Origin of the sequence: Aerosakkonema funiforme FACHB-1375 (assembly GCF_014696265.1) — a bacterium.
GTDB lineage: Bacteria > Cyanobacteriota > Cyanobacteriia > Cyanobacteriales > Aerosakkonemataceae > Aerosakkonema > Aerosakkonema funiforme_A.
Window position 1 is genome coordinate 73,395 of sequence record NZ_JACJPW010000019.1, and the last position, 16,175, is coordinate 89,569.

Genomic DNA, 16,175 nt, shown 5'->3' on the forward strand with positions numbered 1-16,175 from the left:
GTTGTAAGCATTTTAACAAAAGTTGACACGAGCCCCAATTTAGTTTCATCCCTTTCCGGGGAAAACTTTTGATGAGCGCAGCAGATGCTAAAGAAAAATAAGGCGTGGATTGTTTTGGGTTTGAGCGCAACCTGGCTATGTACCCCAGTAGTAGCCCTCAACAACAACTCATCGGTAGGCGAGTCTGGCATAGATGCCCTACGGCTACACAAATCTCCTCATAATTTGACCGGGCGCAAAATCGCGATCGGTCAAGTAGAAATAGGTCGCCCCGGACAGTTCGGTATCGACAAAACAGGCAGCCAAAATCATACCGTCGTCTCCGTGGCGCGAGTATTTTGGCGAGATACCCCAGCCAAAACAGATACCGACGTAGATCCGCACGCCTTCAGCGTTGCCAGCATGATGATTAGCAGAGCCAAAGCCGTACCGGGAGTGGCACCGGGAGCAAGGCTTTACTCTTCTGCTGTTGGTGCGATGGACAAAAGCGGGCAACCGGAAGAGTGCCTAGCCTCTCAGTACGTAGCCCAGCAAAACGGCGGAGACGTGCGAGCGATTAACTACAGCTTTGGCGAATCCCTAGAACGAGACCCGCGACCGGATGCAGTTTTGGACGGCAACGCCCTACTGACCCAATGTATCGATTGGTCTGCTCGCGTCTACGATGTACTGCATATGGTGGCAGGCAATCAGGGGCGCGGGGGAATACCGATTCCTACGGATAACTTCAACGGCATTAATGTAGCGTTTACCAAGCGCATCAATGGAGTTTTTGCCAAAGTTGACTTTGCCAACATCGGCGATATCGCCGAAGGAATTATCAGTAGGTTAGCAGGTAGAGAGATTAATGTAGGAGGGCGTCGTTCGATCGGATTAGTTGCGCCCGGACATGATGTCACCGTCCTCAACCTAGATGGTACCGTCAGCAAAGTCAGCGGCACCAGTTTGGCAACACCCCACGCTACCGCTACAGTAGCGCTCATCCAGGAATTTGGCGATCGCCAACTCAGTACCCGCCAACCGCATTGGAGCATTGATTCCCGCCGCCACGAAGTCACAAAAGTTGTCTTGCTCAACTCAGCCGATAAACTCAAAGATAAAGGCGAAGGTTTGCAACTCGGTATGAGCAAAACCATTACCGACAAAAGCAACCGCACTTGGCTGGATTCGGATGCCTACAAAAATGATAAAGTTCCCCTAGATCTGCAAATGGGCACCGGTCAGCTCAACGCTTTCCGTGCTGTTCAGCAATTTGCCGGCAGTCAGTGGAAACCATCCGAAACTGCTCCTGCCATAGGTTGGGATTACAACAAAGCGCAAGCTGGCTCCTCTGTTGACTATGTGTTGGACAAACCATTGCAGGAGGGAAGTTTTGCCTCTATCACTCTGGCATGGGACAGAATGGTAGAGCTAAACGATACCAACAAAAACGGTCAGTACGATCTGGAAGAAACTTTTCGCGATCGCGGTTTGAACAACCTCGACCTCTATCTCATACCCGCCGATAGTAACGACTCAGCCGCTAAAATCTGCGCCTCTGTCAGCGAAGTCGATAGCGTCGAACATATATTTTGCCCCGTTCCCAAAACAGGTCGTTACAAAATCCGAGTCCACTATCGCCAACAAGTCAACGAGGTAACTCAGCCTTACGCTATAGCTTGGTGGACTGTACCTCAAAAGTAATCGGTAGCAGGTCAGTATGTAGTTGCGCTGTCTTCGCTCTCATCGCAACTGCGTACTGCCAGCCACTACTACTACCTAGTATCATGAAAGACACAGACCCCTTTGAAAATCCAGACCTCAAGCGCTTAGAGCTATTTATATATTTGACACCAGTCATCGGCTTTTTCCCCGCGCTCTGGACACTATACCGCCGTCAAGGAACGCGGTATCGACAAGCCGTAAGTAGATTGTCCGTGACACTAGCCCTGGGCTGGTTATTGGGGTATATTTTGTTGGGTGCTGGGGCAGATGCTTCGGAATCGATGAAACTGCCCCTGTTATTGATGAATAGCTTGCTTACTTCTAGTTATTTTGTGGTGAGTGTTTGGTTGATGATTCGTTTCTCCCAGCGGCAATCCCTCCGCATACCGATCGTCACTCAAATAGCTGACCGGGTGCTTGGTAAATATTTATCTTAATCCCCAAGTTTGCCAGCTTACAGCTTTTTCCGGTTGCAACTCGTGGAGTGGACTTGAAAATTATTACCCTGATTTTGTACCAAAGCGTAGGAAGAACTGGTATGAGTATTCTGGTTGCAAAATCTCATAAGTAGGAGCGGGTTTGTGCTTGTATACTCAACCTATGAAATGTGTATATTTATACTAATTAAACCCGCCCCTACAGATCTGCGAATTTTTAGTGTGTGAGGAAGCCAGTGCCAACTCGAAAATTTACGGCTCTATTTTCTATGGGACAAAAAACAAGCCCATCACTTATGAGTCAACCTGCCAAAGCAAACCATCTACGTTGGCTCTGGCTTGGGTTTGGTTTGACCGGAATCGCTATGCTGTCGGCAACAGCAGGAGCTCTGCTGGCAGTGTCTCTTTCCACTAAACCCTTGATGCAAGCTCAACTGAGCGCTGAAGAAGCAGCTGTTTTCTCTCAAGGAGACATATCGACGACCAATCTGCGCTTGCCAGAGTTAACTCGACCGGTCAATATTTTAGTTTTGGGAATAAAAGTTCTCAGTTCCGAGATAGGTGAGGCACCCAATCCAGCAAACAATGGATACGACCCGGTAGTCAATTCTTTTGAGGGTCTTTCCGATACAATGCTCCTGCTGCGCTTTAACCCCCAAACCCAAAAATTAATTGTACTTTCTGTTCCCCGCGATACTCGTACTTTAGTTGAGGGATTGGGCGTTACCAAAATTAACGCGGCGAATGCTTCTGGTGGCCCAGCCCTGAGTGCTAGGGCGGTAAGCAATTTACTGGGCGGGATCAGGATCGATCGCTATGTCCGCATCAACGTTCAAGGTGTGGAAAAATTGATCGATGCTTTGGGTGGCGTGACGGTCTTCGTACCCCAGGAAATGAAGTATAAGGACGATACCCAACACCTTTACATCGATTTTAAGCCAGGGAAGCAACACCTCAACGGCCCTCAAGTTCAGAACTTTTTGCGCTTTCGCTACGACAAGCTGGGCGATATCGGTCGGGTACAGCGACAACAAATGGTAATGCGAGCTTTAGTGGAACAAGCGCTCAATCCGGCGACTCTGGGTAAAGTGCCTCAAATTCTTTCGGTGGTTCAATCTCATATCGATACAAACTTAACGGTGGAAGAGTTAGTTGCCTTGGTCGGTTTTGGTGTCAAGACGAATCGATCGAATATCCAAATGTTGATGGTACCGGGTGATTTTAGCGATGCCGCTCAGTTTGAGGCTAGTTACTGGCTACCGAATCGCCGTGGCATTGAGAGGATGGTCAGCCAATATTTGGATAGCGATGACTCAAATAATAAAAAGAATCGTCGCGCTTTTGACCCAAGCGACCTGAGAATAGCAATTCAAGACAGCACCGGCCAACCGGGAGCGGCTGAGGCGATAGCCGATAAACTGAAACAAGCGGGCTATCGCGATGTTTACATTGCCGATGCTTGGGTAGAACCTTTGTCCGAAACACGCATTGTCGCTCAGCAAGGGGACGATGAGGGTGCGAAGGCGATTCACCAATCTCTGGGATTTGGGGAAGTGCGTGTAGAAAGCACTGGCAATCTGCGATCGGATATTACGATTAAGATCGGTAAGGACTGGTTGCAAAAGAAAAATTTATCCAATTAGTCGATCGCTAATTGGGGAATTTCAAATTTCAGATGTTAGATTTTAGATTGAAATAAAATCTAACATCTAAAATTATCCATCAGCCATTCCTGCAAAATTGGATTGACTAATTCTGGCGCTTCATCTTGGGGACAATGCCCTGCGCCTTCAATGGGGATGAACTTTTGCACTTGGGGGAAATTGACTAACTCTTGCCCAAGTGCGATCGGCTCCCAAGGATCTTCTTTCCCCCATAAAATTATCGCCGGACAAGGTAAAACTGGCAAAAGGTCTTCTGGTAGCGGCCCTTGGGAATAGCGCGTAAAAGCGATGAACACATCGACAGCACCTGGATCGAATGCTGGTGCCATGAGCATATCCACCAGTTCGTCTGTAACCGCCTCTGGATTTTTATAAGCTTGCAGGAGTATTTTGCGGACAACTTTTGGCTTTGCCAAGCGATCGAAAAATAGCTCGCCAAACCACTTGACAGCAAGCACTTTCTGTAATATTGGAGCGCTGGAGCGTCTATACCAAGGTAGGGTAGCGCGTTTGCGATCGTGCAGCAGCCGTAGAGAACAGTTGAGCAGGGCAACGCCTTTGGCAATATCTGGATTATCTACAGCAGCCTGCATAGCAGCAATACAGCCAATGGAATTACCGACTAAAAATGCCGGATTGCCTACAACTTCCCGACAGAAATCAGCTATCTGCTGTCCCCACGTTTCAAAGGTATACTCGATTTCAACTCCCGGAGTCGGTTTAGCTGACCCACCAAAGCCAATCAAGTCAATCGCGTATACTCGACAAGTTTTGGCTAAGAAGGGGATGTTCTTGCGCCAGTGCGCCCAAGAAGCTCCGAAGCCGTGTACTAAGATAACTGCTGGGCCTTCGCTTCCTTGCTTTTGATAGCAAATTGGGAAACCCTGCCAAGTCCAAGTGTAGGGGCGAGTATAAGATTCCCCTGTAATAGCGGTTTTGGTAGTAGAAGCAGAGACAGTCATAGCAATTTTAGATTCTGGCTGCTTCCATTGTGACAATTCTTTACAATATTGGAATTTGGTATCGTGCCGCTAGTTACTGGTGTGCAGCTTGCCGGGTATGTCAGAATCAATTTGGTGCAATCTTCTACCGCTTTTGTAAGTGGGGGGTGGTGAAGGTAAATCTATTTTTTGACTTTTGACTTTTAACTTTTGGCTTTCCTAGCCCCTAACCTCTCAAAAAAGTCTTATGGAAAAAAGCGATACTCGCATTGGCAGCTATGCTCCAGATTTTGAACTGCCGGGGATTGATGGTGAGGTTCACCACTTAGCTCGTTATTTGCAAAAATACCGGGCAATCGGTGCGATCTTTATGTGCAATCGCTGCTCTTATGTAGACTTATATTTAAACCGTCTCAAACAAATCCAGACGGATTTTCACGATCGCGGGTTTACTTTGATCGGGATTAACGCCAACAATGCGATCGCAAGTCCGGAAGATAACTTCGAGAATATGAAAAGCTTTGCGGCTAAGCATCAGCTTAACTTCCCCTATCTGCGCGATCCAACTCAGGATGTGGCGCGTTCCTTCGGTGCTCAAATCACGCCGGAAGTTTTCTTATTAGATGGCAACAGCGTTGTGCGTTACAGTGGCAGCATCGACGATAATCCGGAAGCAGTGGAGTTGGTGCAGGTATCCTACTTGCGAAATGCGATCGAGCAGCTCCTCTGTGGCGAAACAGTAACCCCAACCCACACTCAGGCAGTCGGCTGTTCTTTGAAGTGGCAATGATAATAGACACAGAATGTGCTTTCTACTGCTATCTTAAGTTGGAGGCAATTTCAGTTGAGCAAATAGTAATTTCATGGGGATAGCGTACCGGCGGGTTTTGCTGAAGCTGAGCGGTGAAGCCTTAATGGGTAACCTCGGCTATGGGATCGATCCAACAGTGGTTCAGGAAATCGCTGCTGAGGTAGCAGAGGTGGTAGCTAGCGGCGTTCAAATAGCCATTGTTGTGGGTGGCGGAAACATCTTTCGTGGCGTCAAGGGGGCTGCCAGAGGAATGGATCGGGCCACGGCTGACTATATCGGCATGATCGCTACGGTGATGAATGCGATGACGTTGCAGGATGCTCTGGAGCGAATGAGTGTTCCGACTCGCGTACAAACAGCGATCGCGATGCAGGAAGTGGCGGAACCCTATATCCGGCGTCGCGCTATTCGCCACCTGGAAAAAGGACGGGTGGTGATTTTCGGCGCAGGTTCCGGCAATCCTTTCTTTACAACGGATACCACAGCTGCTCTGCGGGCGGCTGAAATCAGCGCTGATGTGATTTTTAAGGCAACTAAGGTAGATGGTATTTACGATTCCGATCCGCATCTGAATCCAGGTGCCAAACGCTACCAAAGCCTGAACTACGGACACGTTTTAACTCAAGATCTGCGGGTAATGGATAGTACCGCGATCGCTCTGTGTAAGGAGAACAACATCCCGATTATGGTTTTTGACCTCACAGTCAGAGGTAACATTCGTCGAGCTGTGATGGGAGAATCTATAGGAACGATTGTGGGAGATATATATGAAGTTAGCTGAAGCTGAAAGTAAAATGCAGAAAGCAGTTGAGTCTACTCAACACGCTTTTAATACCATCCGTACCGGAAGAGCTAACGCATCGCTCCTCGATAAAGTAACGGTGGATTATTATGGTGCCCAAACACCCTTGAAATCTCTGGCGAACATTAATACGCCGGATGCAACTACGATCGCGATTCAACCATACGATCGCAGCATCTTGAATTCGATCGAGAAAGCTATTTCAATGTCGGATATCGGTTTAACTCCTAACAACGATGGTTCGACTATCCGGTTGAATATTCCTCCGCTTACCAGCGATCGTCGTAAAGAATTTGTCAAAGTAGCTGCCAAATATGCTGAAGAAGGTAAGGTATCGGTTCGCAATATTCGTCGCGATGCTGTAGACTCGATTCGCAAGGAGGAAAAAAGCGGCGATATTTCTGAGGATGAAGCTAAAGATCGGCAAGATAAAATTCAAAAGCTTACTGACAAGTACATTAACAAAATCGACGCATTGCTAGCGGAGAAAGAGAAAGATATCACTACTGTCTGAAGCGATCACAGTTCGGCAAAATTACCCCAATGCTGAAGTTAAAGACTGCCATTGGGGATAAAAGCAGTATATGCAGATGAGATAAGCCGTAAAAACTCTGAAATTCAGTACGTAAATAGCCGGAAGTGAGATTAGGATCTGTAATTTAAATATTTTCGCTCGAAGAGATCCTAAGATAGGCCAGTGCGACTAACTCTCAGATACTGGCAGCGATCGGCAAAAGCCAGTTAAACTCCTCTTAAGTTGAGGAACCTTGGAAAGTTGGTCAAAAGCTAACAATAGACTTTACTCAGGAGCAAAATTCAAGGATATGTTTGACTGCATTATTGTCGGTGCTGGCCCAGCAGGCGGAACGGCGGCTTATCATTTGGCTAAGCGGGGGCGCTCTGTATTAGTTCTGGAAAAAGAAAGCTTGCCTCGGTATAAACCTTGCGGTGGAGGTGTATCGCCTGCGATCGCCCAATGGTTTGATTTTGATTTCTCGCCAGCGATTTCCCTGAAAGTAGACACAATTCGCTACACCTGGAAGATGGAAGACCCAGTGGAAGCGAGGCTCACAAACATGGAGCCAATTTGGATGGTGCGGCGGGATATTTTCGACCACTTTCTGGTTCAACAGGCACAGAAGCAGGGGGCCGAACTCCGAGATAATACTGAGGTTACGGGGATTGAATTTAAGAACGATCGCTGGCAAGTCAAGACAGCTAATGGCCCAGTAGAAGGGCGCTATCTGATCGCTGCTGACGGTGCAAAGGGGCCAATGGCTAAGCTGTTGGGTTTCAAGGAGCGCAAACGCAGGCTGGGTGGAGCTTTAGAGGCAGAAACGCCACCTCCCGGCAATCCCGATACCAGAACTTATTTTGAGTTCGGGATGGTGAAAAATGGTTATATTTGGAACTTCCCTAAAGCAGATGGGTATTCGATCGGTGTAGGAACTTTCCAAGGCGGCGAACCGCAAGACTTTAAGAGCATTTTGACTGAATACGGCACAATGTTCGGTGTGGATATGAAAACCAGCAAGCAATACGGACATCCGCTTTGTTTGTGGGATGGGAATCAAAAGCTGCACACCCAAAATGCTGTTTTAGCTGGCGAAGCTGCTTGCGTTGTCGATCCGATGACGGCGGAAGGTATTCGTCCTTCGATTTTTAGCGGAATGAAGGCGGCGGAGGCGATCGATCGAGCTCTCGGTGGCGATTTAAATGCTTTGGAAAAATACACTCAGGTCATTGTCGATGAATGGGGTAGCGATATGGTGTGGGCGCAACGCCTAGCAGGTGTATTCTACAAAATTCCTAAAGTTGGCTACAAAGTGGGCGTAAAACGACCTACCGCTACCCAAACTATGGCGAAAATCCTCTGCGGACAACTGCGTTACAGCGATGTTGTTAACTTCGCTCTCAAACGTCTCAGCAAGAGTATGATTCCCGGTATGGGGGGCTGAAAGTAGTTATGAGTTTTGAGTTTTGAATTAATCGGAACTTACGTATGTGTGACACTTGCTTAAGTTCCGATATAATTCATTTTTTCTTTTTTGAAGTATCGGTTTTAGATTTATTTTTGATAGATTTCTCTAGCGGTTTTTGGATTACAGTATATTTTGATATAAATTTATCCGGCGAATCGATAGGTGAATGAGCGATACCAAGCCGCGTGAATTGTGACCATATTTCCGCAGTTATTAAGTTTAACGCAGCTTCTCGATTGCTGGTAGCGATCGCACCTATAACTTTCTGCCAACCTTCTCGCAATAATTCAATATTTGCATCTTCTACAGAAAACTCTTTTAGCAAAGAAAGTGCTGTGTAAAAATACTCAGCATCAGGTGATATTTTTTTCGATTTTAATCCATAAAATACTAACTTTAACCAAATCGGTAATAATTCCAGCCATTTATTTTGTTCTAGCTGTTTTAATGCTTCTTGTTCCATACTCAGCGCACCCCATACGCAAATAGCAGCTTCAGCAGATCGATCGTCACGCATTTTTAAAGCATTCTTCCATAATTTTTGTGCTTGTTTGTTGAATCGACTTGCCAAAAATTCGTAAGCTTCTTGAACTTGTTCGGGAATAGTTACTTTATAAACTGTTTCTCCTCTTGGTAATCTATCTCCCCGATAAGAAAGAAAATTATGAGAACCACATAAGTGAATTTTGCGATCGACTACTACTTCCTTTGCATGGGAATTTCCCAACCAAAATATCTGCACCGCAGGTAAACCATCTGGTGTTTTAATTCCTAATAATTTTTGCTGGAGTGTAGGGGTAATTTGCCGTTCTTCTTCTTCCGGTTTGCGGGCAATTCCATAACCAATTAAAACGGCAACTCCTTGTTTAGCAATATTTTCCAGTAACTTGATAAATTGATCGTCTATTACTTCCTCACTCACCCAAGGCGAAAAAATCAGTATTTCTTGACGGGCTAATTTCAGAGTATCTAAAAAAGCTGTGCGAATCTGACTGTCTCGCAGCAGAATAACACTACCTGCTTCAACAGTTAACGCAGGTTTATTTGGTTTTGGATTAGTCCTAATTTCCAGAACATTTTCAATTGCTATACGATCGATTTTCTCAATTCTTGCCTCAACTTCTGCATTCCTCGCTTCCATCAGTAGATGGCGTTCGTTGGCAATAGTTTCTTCACTAATAGAGAAAAAATCTTGTAAGGAAAACATTCCTGCTTCTTGCAGGATATCCAAATAATTTGAGGGATATTCTAAAACCTGCTTACCGCGTCTAACTTGCAGGTTGATTTTATCTTCAAGTAAATCGTAGATCGCGAAAATTGAAATAGCTTGCCAGATATTTGTAGGTTCATCTATTATACTTGCTTCGGTAAGTATTTTGCCTTCTTTTGGGTCGTGCAGTCCTAAGCTGGAAGCTTGAATTATTTGCTGAAATTCTTCTATTAGTAAGGAATCAATATCGGGCGATCTATTTTCGATCGCCATAAAATTTTCTAACTCTGGTAAGTCAATGTTGGTTGCTTCTAAAGGAGAAGCGATAAAAAAAAGATTGCTGTTTAATGGGTCAGTTATGGCATAAATTTCTTTAGTTTGTGGAGGTTGAGGAACAGAACCTTGTTCGTAAAATTGTCGTCCTTGGGGAGTAAGTGCGATCGATCCATTAGTTGTCCATGCTAAAGTCTGTAAAGAGCGCAGAGTTCTAGTAGTATTTTGTACGAATACAGGATCGAGTCCCAGTACAGTTGCTAGTTCATCAACGCTTGGCGGCGGTTCGAGTTCAATTCCAGCGCGAAGAATAAACTCTTCGAGTACATTAAATTTACGCGGTTCGCTAATAGTAACTTCCACGGTCACTTGGGAAACGCTATAGCGAAATTGACGCGCCGTTAAAACAGATAAACCTGGACTTTGCTGCTCAATTTTGTCTGCCATTTCTTTTAGATTGGCATCAATTGGTTTAGGGGAGGACGCTAGAAACATTTATTAATCCTTGATAGTTTTGTTAATTACTAGGTTTATCCTTATCGAAGGGTTTTGCTATTTACAACCGCCAGGGATTAAAATCCCTGGCGGGACTAAGGTAATTATCCTAATATTTGAGAAACATCAATTAATCCTCCATGACGACGCAGGATATCGGAAATGTTAGAATACATACTGCCAACTCCCCGTGCATACTGAGTAAATAAGGAATGACAACCGACAACTATTAGCAATTCTTGAGCGCGAGAGAAAGCAACATTTACCCGTTCTAGCTTTTTGGCAAATCCTACATCTCGATTGCTATTATTGCGAACCATGCTAACAATAACTACTGCGCGTTCCATACCTTGAAATCGGTCAACTGTACCAGTTCTAATTTGCAAAGAAGGAAAGCTTTTGGGATTTATTCTTTCTTCAATTAATCTTAATTGAGCCCCATAAAAAGTAATGATGCCTATTTCTTTGCGGGGATTTCCAGCAGCAACTTTGGGAAACCAAGATTCTTCCATTTGCTGACACAAAATTTCGATCGCATCCACTTCTTTAATATTGGTTCTTGACGTTCCTTCTTGTTTTTCGGCAAAACCCTCTTCCAATGGCATTTTTACCCAAATAAGATGGTGATTTTCTTGGATAATTTTACCATTGAGATTGTGTGCGCGTTGCCGATCGGCATCGGGAATTCCACATTGCAAGCGATGTTCGTAAAACTGATTGATTGCACCCATAATAACTGGGTGCATTCGATACTGAATAGTTAACCTACGCTTAATACTCTCGGATGCAGCTTCAAATTGTACTTTAAACAGAGATTCTTCTAAAAATGCCATTTCTTCTCTGGTACTGTCCATTTCTTCGGCAATTTCTTCGATGCTATTTTCATGCAGCATTGGCGGTAATTGTCGATAGTCACCAATTAGGACTAATTTTTTCCCTTTTAAGGCAGGAATTAGTAACTCTGGCGGCGTACATTTACTGACTTCATCAATAATTACTACATCAAAGTTATTAAATTCTCTGACAAAACTATATCCAGCAGCTTGCACGCAAGTAATGCCGATAACGTTGGCATTATCAATATAAGTTCGTCGCAATTCGGTGCGATCTTGTGCGGAGGGATTGCGTAATTTTTGAATCCAATCTTGGACGAGGTTTTCGTAGCGACTGAGATAAGCTTGTTCTTTTTCTAATTCTGTTTGCCAAGCGTCGAATTGCACTTTTACTGTGCGTAAAAAGTCTGGATCGAATAAACCTGTTGAGGGAACTGGTGGTTTTAGTCGAGCGGGTATTGCTTGCCATGCTGACTCCCACCATTTGCGATCGCTAATTAATTGTTCTGAGGGTTTCTGTTGTAGTTGCGCTTCTATTTCGCTAATTTGGTTTTGTAAATCTCTCACTTTATTGTTAGCACTTTCATAAGTTTGTTGTAACTTGGCAAGATGATTATTCAGATTATTTTTGATATTTGATAGTGCAACTAAAGGATCTAGCAAGGAAATCATCTCGGTCAGGTTACTAATACCGCTTTCCCAGTCACTCGCCTGTGCTGATAATGTTGGTAATTCTGCTAAAACAGTTGACATTGAGGTGCTTTGCAGGCATCTTTCTAAGACAGCGCGTAAACTATCTGGCAATTGTGTAAACTGTTTTAATTCGGTTAAAAGCGATCGGCAAAGTCTAGCTTTTATTTCCGCTTGTTGACGCAAATTTTCTAACTGCCTTTGAGACTCGGACATTTGTCTTTTCAGATTGGCTAAATCTTCATTAAATAGCTGACTATATCCGCTTTGCGTGCTAGCATTTCCGACAACTAATCCTACTTTTAAATCTCGATTGAAAGCTTTGACAACGGCAAGTTTAATATCCGGTAATTTCTGTTGCGCTAATTTCAACAATCCCGGAGTGCTAATGCCTATTTGCACTGTTTCACCATTATATGAGATCAAACAACCATGCTGACTCAATAATGCTTTAATAGATCCCAACTGAATATTTTCAATTATTTGTTGCCAAATTCGATCGAATCTGTGAGTTTGAATATTTTGTTGTTCTGTCAACATTTGCTGGTAGTTTCTTTGCAATTGAGCAACATTGGCAGAATACTGCTGGTAAATTTGTACGGCTTTTTGGGTTTCGTTAATTGATGCGATCGCATTCTTGGCTTCCGCCAGTCCCCTACCAGCTTCCGAAACCCAACCAGGAATAGTATCCCGCAACCAAGCAGCTAACCCAAATGCTTCGCGATTACCGGGAGAAATCAAACCCATTCTCTTAGCTAAGTTTACCGCCATTTGCACGTTAGCGATAAATGCTTTGAGATAATTATCATTAGCTGCCGATTTCTGTAACCGCTCTGATAAATTGAATATCTCCTTATCTTCCCAATTGATTATATTAGCAGAATTTAGCACATAAGTCAAGTCTGAAACAAGCGAATTAATCTGAGTTTTCTGTGCTTTAATTTCCGAGATTTGACTGATTATTTCTTTCCCCTCTGCTTTTATCCTTACCAAGCGACTTTGCCAAGTTCTCAAATCCCGTTCGATAGTTTCTTCTGCTTTTAAATAGCTAGCAAACTTTTCTGCCGATGCCAACAAATGACGGAAGAATTCGATATTTTCTTTTCGTTTCAGTAACCGCTTTTCGCAATCTGACGCCGTATTTTTCAGCCAAGTACCAATTACTTGTTCTTCCAAAAATGGTAATCCTTCTTCCTCTACTCTCTCGGCACGTCCCTTTCGCAAAGCACGAATTACCGGACTGTGAATTAATCTGCTAAGTGCGTTATCTACGGCTAAATTTGCTTGAGAAGCAATCAAAGTGCGCCCGCCTCGCAAAGCAATTTGGTAACAAATTTCGGCAATAACTGTTGTTTTTCCCGTACCTGGTGGCCCTTGAATTAGCACCAAATCATCGGCAGCAAGTACCGCTTCTACTGCGGCAATTTGGTCGTCATTCGCAGACGGTAATAATAAATCTTCCGGTTGTAGTTTAATCTGTCTTTGCAGAGGTCTTGCTTTCGCAGCATCAAAGAAAAATTCACCCAAATAAGGATTCTGCGCGTTTCCTTTTTTTAACTCGTCTAATGCTTTTTTCTTCCGTTTAATTTGGCTTAAATCGCCTGCTGCTTCAAAAGACAAAAATCCTTGTGAGGGAATTTGATAATTTCCTTCTATTATTTTCTCGACTATTTCGGCATCTATCCTAATACGGATTAAACTTTTTTCTCGATCGATTTCTTCAATATTACCCAATCTATATTCAATTTGTTCGCCGTTACCATCAGATGCTATTTCCAAAAGCTCAATATCTTCATTGCGTGCTTTGAAGGCTCGTTGCCAAAAATTATCTGTTTTTAAAAAAGTCCCTGAAGAACTATCAATAGTGGCTTTGGCAGCATCAATTTCAAAGGTAATTTTCCGAGTAGCCACACCATAGTTATGATTAATAAAAGGAACGCAAAATTGTCGCTCTTTCGCCATGCGTTCTTCAATATTTAAAAATGTTTGCCAAGCTTTTAACTGTTCTTCTGTTGGTAGATGATCGCCGCAGAAAGGTAATTTTGCTATACTGGATATAACGGATGGCGGTATGCCGATGCGATGTTGGCGATCGCGCAACAACCGAATCGGATAAGGTATGCTAAAAGCATCTACTTTTCCCTTATCTTGCGGTAATAATTTAGCCGATAATACCCGCAAACCGCCATATCCATCTTGACTGACAACTGCTACCAAACTTAAGGTTTTTTCCCTTTCTTGGAGAATAGCAGGTAATTCTATATTATCTCGATCGGTGGCGAGCGTAAGTTCCCATTTCTCTTCGCCTATTTCTTGTCCTTTTCCCCGGCGACGCAGATAAAATAAATGTGGTTCTTGTCCGAGGATTTTATCTAGTAATTCTTCGGCGCGATCGCGTTTTTCGTTAAAATCAAAATACCTGTCTATGGCGGCTTTTCCTTCTACATCGCCAATCAAATTATTAATTCCATTCTCGCCAACAAACCGATAACCAAATTTTTGGCATATCAACTCGTCTGACTCTTCTTCTCTGCTCGTGTAACCTCCTACATTGGAGGTAGCTTTTTGTTTTATTTTAGCTGTAATTTCAATTTCGCGAAATGATTCTGAATCAGCTAAAAATATAAAACCAGATAAATTTGTTCCTGGCAAAATATTATTGGAATTCAATTTAATTTCTAAATTTTGTAAACCGGGCGATAGGTAATTTGGCTCTACGTGCAGCCAAGTAAGATCGGATACAATTTCGCAAGCTGCGCCTATTTGTAATTGCCAAGAACGCTGCACCAAGCGATCGCATTCCACATCCCCAAAATCCAATATTGGCGGAATATCCCAGCTAGCGCCTGACCAGCGAACATTTTCGGCTATTCCGGTCAATCTCACTTGCTCTAATATAGGCAATGTTCCTATTTCAGCGAATAGCGCCACTTCTCCCTTGTCGCCTCCCACCGTGCGTGCGATCGCTAAATTCTCGATCCGCACCCCAGGTACTTTCACGATCAAAGCTGGCTCATCGGCTGTAAAAATAACCGTATTTTCACCATTTCCGCGAATGGCGATCGCTTTTTCAATAGTAAATGGCCCTTTGTACTCACCCGCCGTCAAGTTAATTTCGTAACCATCCCGAATAATTTGCAGCAAATCAGCAATATTGGCAGGATCGGCTGAAAAACTGGGCATAATTACTCCAATTTATAATTATTATCACCATTATAGTCTTAAGATTCTGATGAGTACATTAATTCGGCCATACTTGTGCTAATTTTTCTAATTATACTAGAAACCCGGTTTCTCTAAGAAACCGGGTTTCTGTTATCAATTGCCTATAATTGTTCTGGGTCAATTCCCTTCGATCGCAATCGTTCTATTAAATCTTGATATCGCTAGTTTGCTGTTTCCCGTTGTGCGATCGCATCCTCAGCGCGTTGACGTTCCTCTTCAGCACCTTGGCGTTCCTGTTCCCTCAGTCTATCCTGTAAAATGGAATAATAAAGGAGAGTTATTTAATGAACATATCTACTATTATAATAATGTTATGAGGAAAAAAAAAGCTATGGTAGAAAGCTAAAAATAGCCCAGAAAACCTTACTTTTGATGAATTTGAAATTCTCCTAAGCCAAAATGGATGGGTGTTTAGCCGCCAAAAAGGTAGCCATCGGTTATGGTATTCACCGAAAGGTCAACCTTTACCGATTCAACCCCGCAAGGATGGGAAAGCAAAAGTTTATCAAATTCAGCAATTTTTTGAATATCAAGAGGTAGAAGAATAATGAATTTTAATAACTATAATTTTGATGGATTTACAATTAATTTATATGTTGATGAACAAGGAGATTGGCTAGCGCATTTGCAAGAAATGCCTAATATTTCAGCTTTCGGTGATACTCCTCAACAAGCTTTAGAGGAATTGAGAGAAGCTTGGGAATTGGTGAAAGAAGATTATCAAGAAAAGGGGAAAGAAATTCCGGTTGCACCTGCGCGTAAAAAAGCCTATTCTGTTTGATAATGCGATCGCAATTAGAAACCCGGTTTCTTAGAGAAACCGGGTTTCTATCTTCAGCCTAATAAACTTCATCGCGACAAGTTCTTAGGTATGTTGTTGCGCTTTAGCGCTAAAGCGCAACTACGTACCTTTTATTGATTTACTCTATTACTCAGATCCCCGACTTCTTCAAGAAGTCGGGGATCTAGGGATTTATTCAACTACTCATCCTCAGATTTATTAAGTAGTCGGACAAAAGTAATCGACACTGTATGAACTTTTGTTAAGGCACTTGCAGGAGTGCCTTCGCACAGCGTGCCGTAGGCATATCGTGCATCGGCACAATTA

Annotated in this window: 13 protein-coding genes; 10 read left to right on the top strand and 3 right to left on the bottom strand. The window is 43.6% G+C overall.

Going from position 1 to position 16,175, the window contains the following annotated elements; translation table 11 throughout:
- The first annotated feature begins 84 nt into the window (after positions 1-84).
- From H6G03_RS09825 to H6G03_RS09835, 3 genes are all read left to right on the top strand, one after another.
- Positions 85-1,683: a S8 family serine peptidase gene (locus tag H6G03_RS09825; protein ID WP_190464148.1), complete on the top strand. Its 1,599-nt coding sequence runs from the start codon at positions 85-87 to the stop codon at positions 1,681-1,683.
- An 83-nt stretch (positions 1,684-1,766) separates the two neighbouring features.
- Complete coding sequence (locus H6G03_RS09830; RefSeq protein WP_190464149.1) at positions 1,767-2,141, top strand: hypothetical protein; 375 nt, start codon at positions 1,767-1,769, stop codon at positions 2,139-2,141.
- A gap of 296 nt (positions 2,142-2,437) precedes the next feature.
- A complete protein-coding gene (locus tag H6G03_RS09835) occupies positions 2,438-3,784 on the top strand; it encodes an LCP family protein (RefSeq protein ID WP_242060363.1) in 1,347 nt (448 codons plus the stop codon).
- Between the two features lie 59 nt (positions 3,785-3,843).
- On the opposite strand, the gene H6G03_RS09840 is transcribed toward H6G03_RS09835, so the two are convergent.
- Entirely contained in the window at positions 3,844-4,767 is a 924-nt protein-coding gene (locus tag H6G03_RS09840; protein WP_190464150.1) for an alpha/beta fold hydrolase, read from the bottom strand.
- A 226-nt stretch (positions 4,768-4,993) separates the two neighbouring features.
- Between H6G03_RS09840 and H6G03_RS09845 the strand changes: the two genes are divergently transcribed.
- The 4 genes from H6G03_RS09845 (at position 4,994) to H6G03_RS09860 (ending at position 8,317) form a co-directional block, all read left to right on the top strand.
- Entirely contained in the window at positions 4,994-5,536 is a 543-nt protein-coding gene (locus H6G03_RS09845; RefSeq protein ID WP_190464151.1) for a thioredoxin family protein, read from the top strand.
- 73 nt (positions 5,537-5,609) lie between these two features.
- Positions 5,610-6,338, top strand: coding sequence for a UMP kinase (gene pyrH / locus H6G03_RS09850; RefSeq protein ID WP_190464152.1), 729 nt, complete (start codon positions 5,610-5,612; stop codon positions 6,336-6,338).
- The gene (gene frr, locus H6G03_RS09855) at positions 6,325-6,873 is read left to right on the top strand and encodes a ribosome recycling factor (RefSeq protein WP_190464153.1); all 549 of its coding nucleotides are present in this window, start codon (positions 6,325-6,327) and stop codon (positions 6,871-6,873) included. Before pyrH ends, frr begins: the two co-directional genes overlap by 14 nt.
- Before the next feature lie 310 nt (positions 6,874-7,183).
- Complete coding sequence (locus H6G03_RS09860; RefSeq protein ID WP_190464154.1) at positions 7,184-8,317, top strand: geranylgeranyl reductase family protein; 1,134 nt, start codon at positions 7,184-7,186, stop codon at positions 8,315-8,317.
- A 76-nt stretch (positions 8,318-8,393) separates the two neighbouring features.
- Here H6G03_RS09860 and H6G03_RS09865 read toward each other — a convergent pair whose 3' ends face one another.
- Both H6G03_RS09865 and H6G03_RS09870 read right to left on the bottom strand, forming a co-directional pair.
- Complete coding sequence (locus tag H6G03_RS09865) at positions 8,394-10,319, bottom strand: phospholipase D-like domain-containing protein (RefSeq protein WP_190464155.1); 1,926 nt, start codon at positions 10,317-10,319, stop codon at positions 8,394-8,396.
- A 104-nt stretch (positions 10,320-10,423) separates the two neighbouring features.
- The gene (locus H6G03_RS09870; protein WP_190464156.1) at positions 10,424-15,025 is read right to left on the bottom strand and encodes an AAA domain-containing protein; all 4,602 of its coding nucleotides are present in this window, start codon (positions 15,023-15,025) and stop codon (positions 10,424-10,426) included.
- Between the two features lie 139 nt (positions 15,026-15,164).
- On the opposite strand from H6G03_RS09870, the gene H6G03_RS09875 reads away from it, so the two are divergent.
- The 3 genes from H6G03_RS09875 to H6G03_RS09885 are packed head-to-tail and all read left to right on the top strand — an operon-like array spanning position 15,165 to position 15,848.
- Positions 15,165-15,413 (top strand): hypothetical protein, encoded by a 249-nt coding sequence (locus H6G03_RS09875; RefSeq protein ID WP_190464163.1) that lies wholly within the window; start codon positions 15,165-15,167, stop codon positions 15,411-15,413.
- Between the two features lie 37 nt (positions 15,414-15,450).
- The gene (locus H6G03_RS09880) at positions 15,451-15,615 is read left to right on the top strand and encodes a type II toxin-antitoxin system HicA family toxin (protein ID WP_322111887.1); all 165 of its coding nucleotides are present in this window, start codon (positions 15,451-15,453) and stop codon (positions 15,613-15,615) included.
- Complete coding sequence (locus H6G03_RS09885; protein WP_190464157.1) at positions 15,615-15,848, top strand: type II toxin-antitoxin system HicB family antitoxin; 234 nt, start codon at positions 15,615-15,617, stop codon at positions 15,846-15,848. The genes H6G03_RS09880 and H6G03_RS09885 overlap by 1 nt, the downstream gene beginning before the upstream one ends.
- The last annotated feature ends 327 nt before the right edge of the window (positions 15,849-16,175 follow it).

Bases quoted from the DNA above. Each gene is read 5' to 3' on its own strand.
- frr (WP_190464153.1), top strand. From the start codon at position 6,325: ATGAAGTTAGCTGAAGCTGAAAGTAAAATGCAGAAAGCAGTTGAGTCT.
- H6G03_RS09840 (WP_190464150.1), bottom strand. From the start codon at position 4,767: ATGACTGTCTCTGCTTCTACTACCAAAACCGCTATTACAGGGGAATCT.
- H6G03_RS09885 (WP_190464157.1), top strand. From the start codon at position 15,615: ATGAATTTTAATAACTATAATTTTGATGGATTTACAATTAATTTATAT.
- H6G03_RS09860 (WP_190464154.1), top strand. From the start codon at position 7,184: ATGTTTGACTGCATTATTGTCGGTGCTGGCCCAGCAGGCGGAACGGCG.
- H6G03_RS09870 (WP_190464156.1), bottom strand. From the start codon at position 15,025: ATGCCCAGTTTTTCAGCCGATCCTGCCAATATTGCTGATTTGCTGCAA.
- H6G03_RS09865 (WP_190464155.1), bottom strand. From the start codon at position 10,319: ATGTTTCTAGCGTCCTCCCCTAAACCAATTGATGCCAATCTAAAAGAA.
- H6G03_RS09825 (WP_190464148.1), top strand. From the start codon at position 85: ATGCTAAAGAAAAATAAGGCGTGGATTGTTTTGGGTTTGAGCGCAACC.
- H6G03_RS09845 (WP_190464151.1), top strand. From the start codon at position 4,994: ATGGAAAAAAGCGATACTCGCATTGGCAGCTATGCTCCAGATTTTGAA.
- H6G03_RS09830 (WP_190464149.1), top strand. From the start codon at position 1,767: ATGAAAGACACAGACCCCTTTGAAAATCCAGACCTCAAGCGCTTAGAG.
- H6G03_RS09835 (WP_242060363.1), top strand. From the start codon at position 2,438: ATGAGTCAACCTGCCAAAGCAAACCATCTACGTTGGCTCTGGCTTGGG.
- pyrH (WP_190464152.1), top strand. From the start codon at position 5,610: ATGGGGATAGCGTACCGGCGGGTTTTGCTGAAGCTGAGCGGTGAAGCC.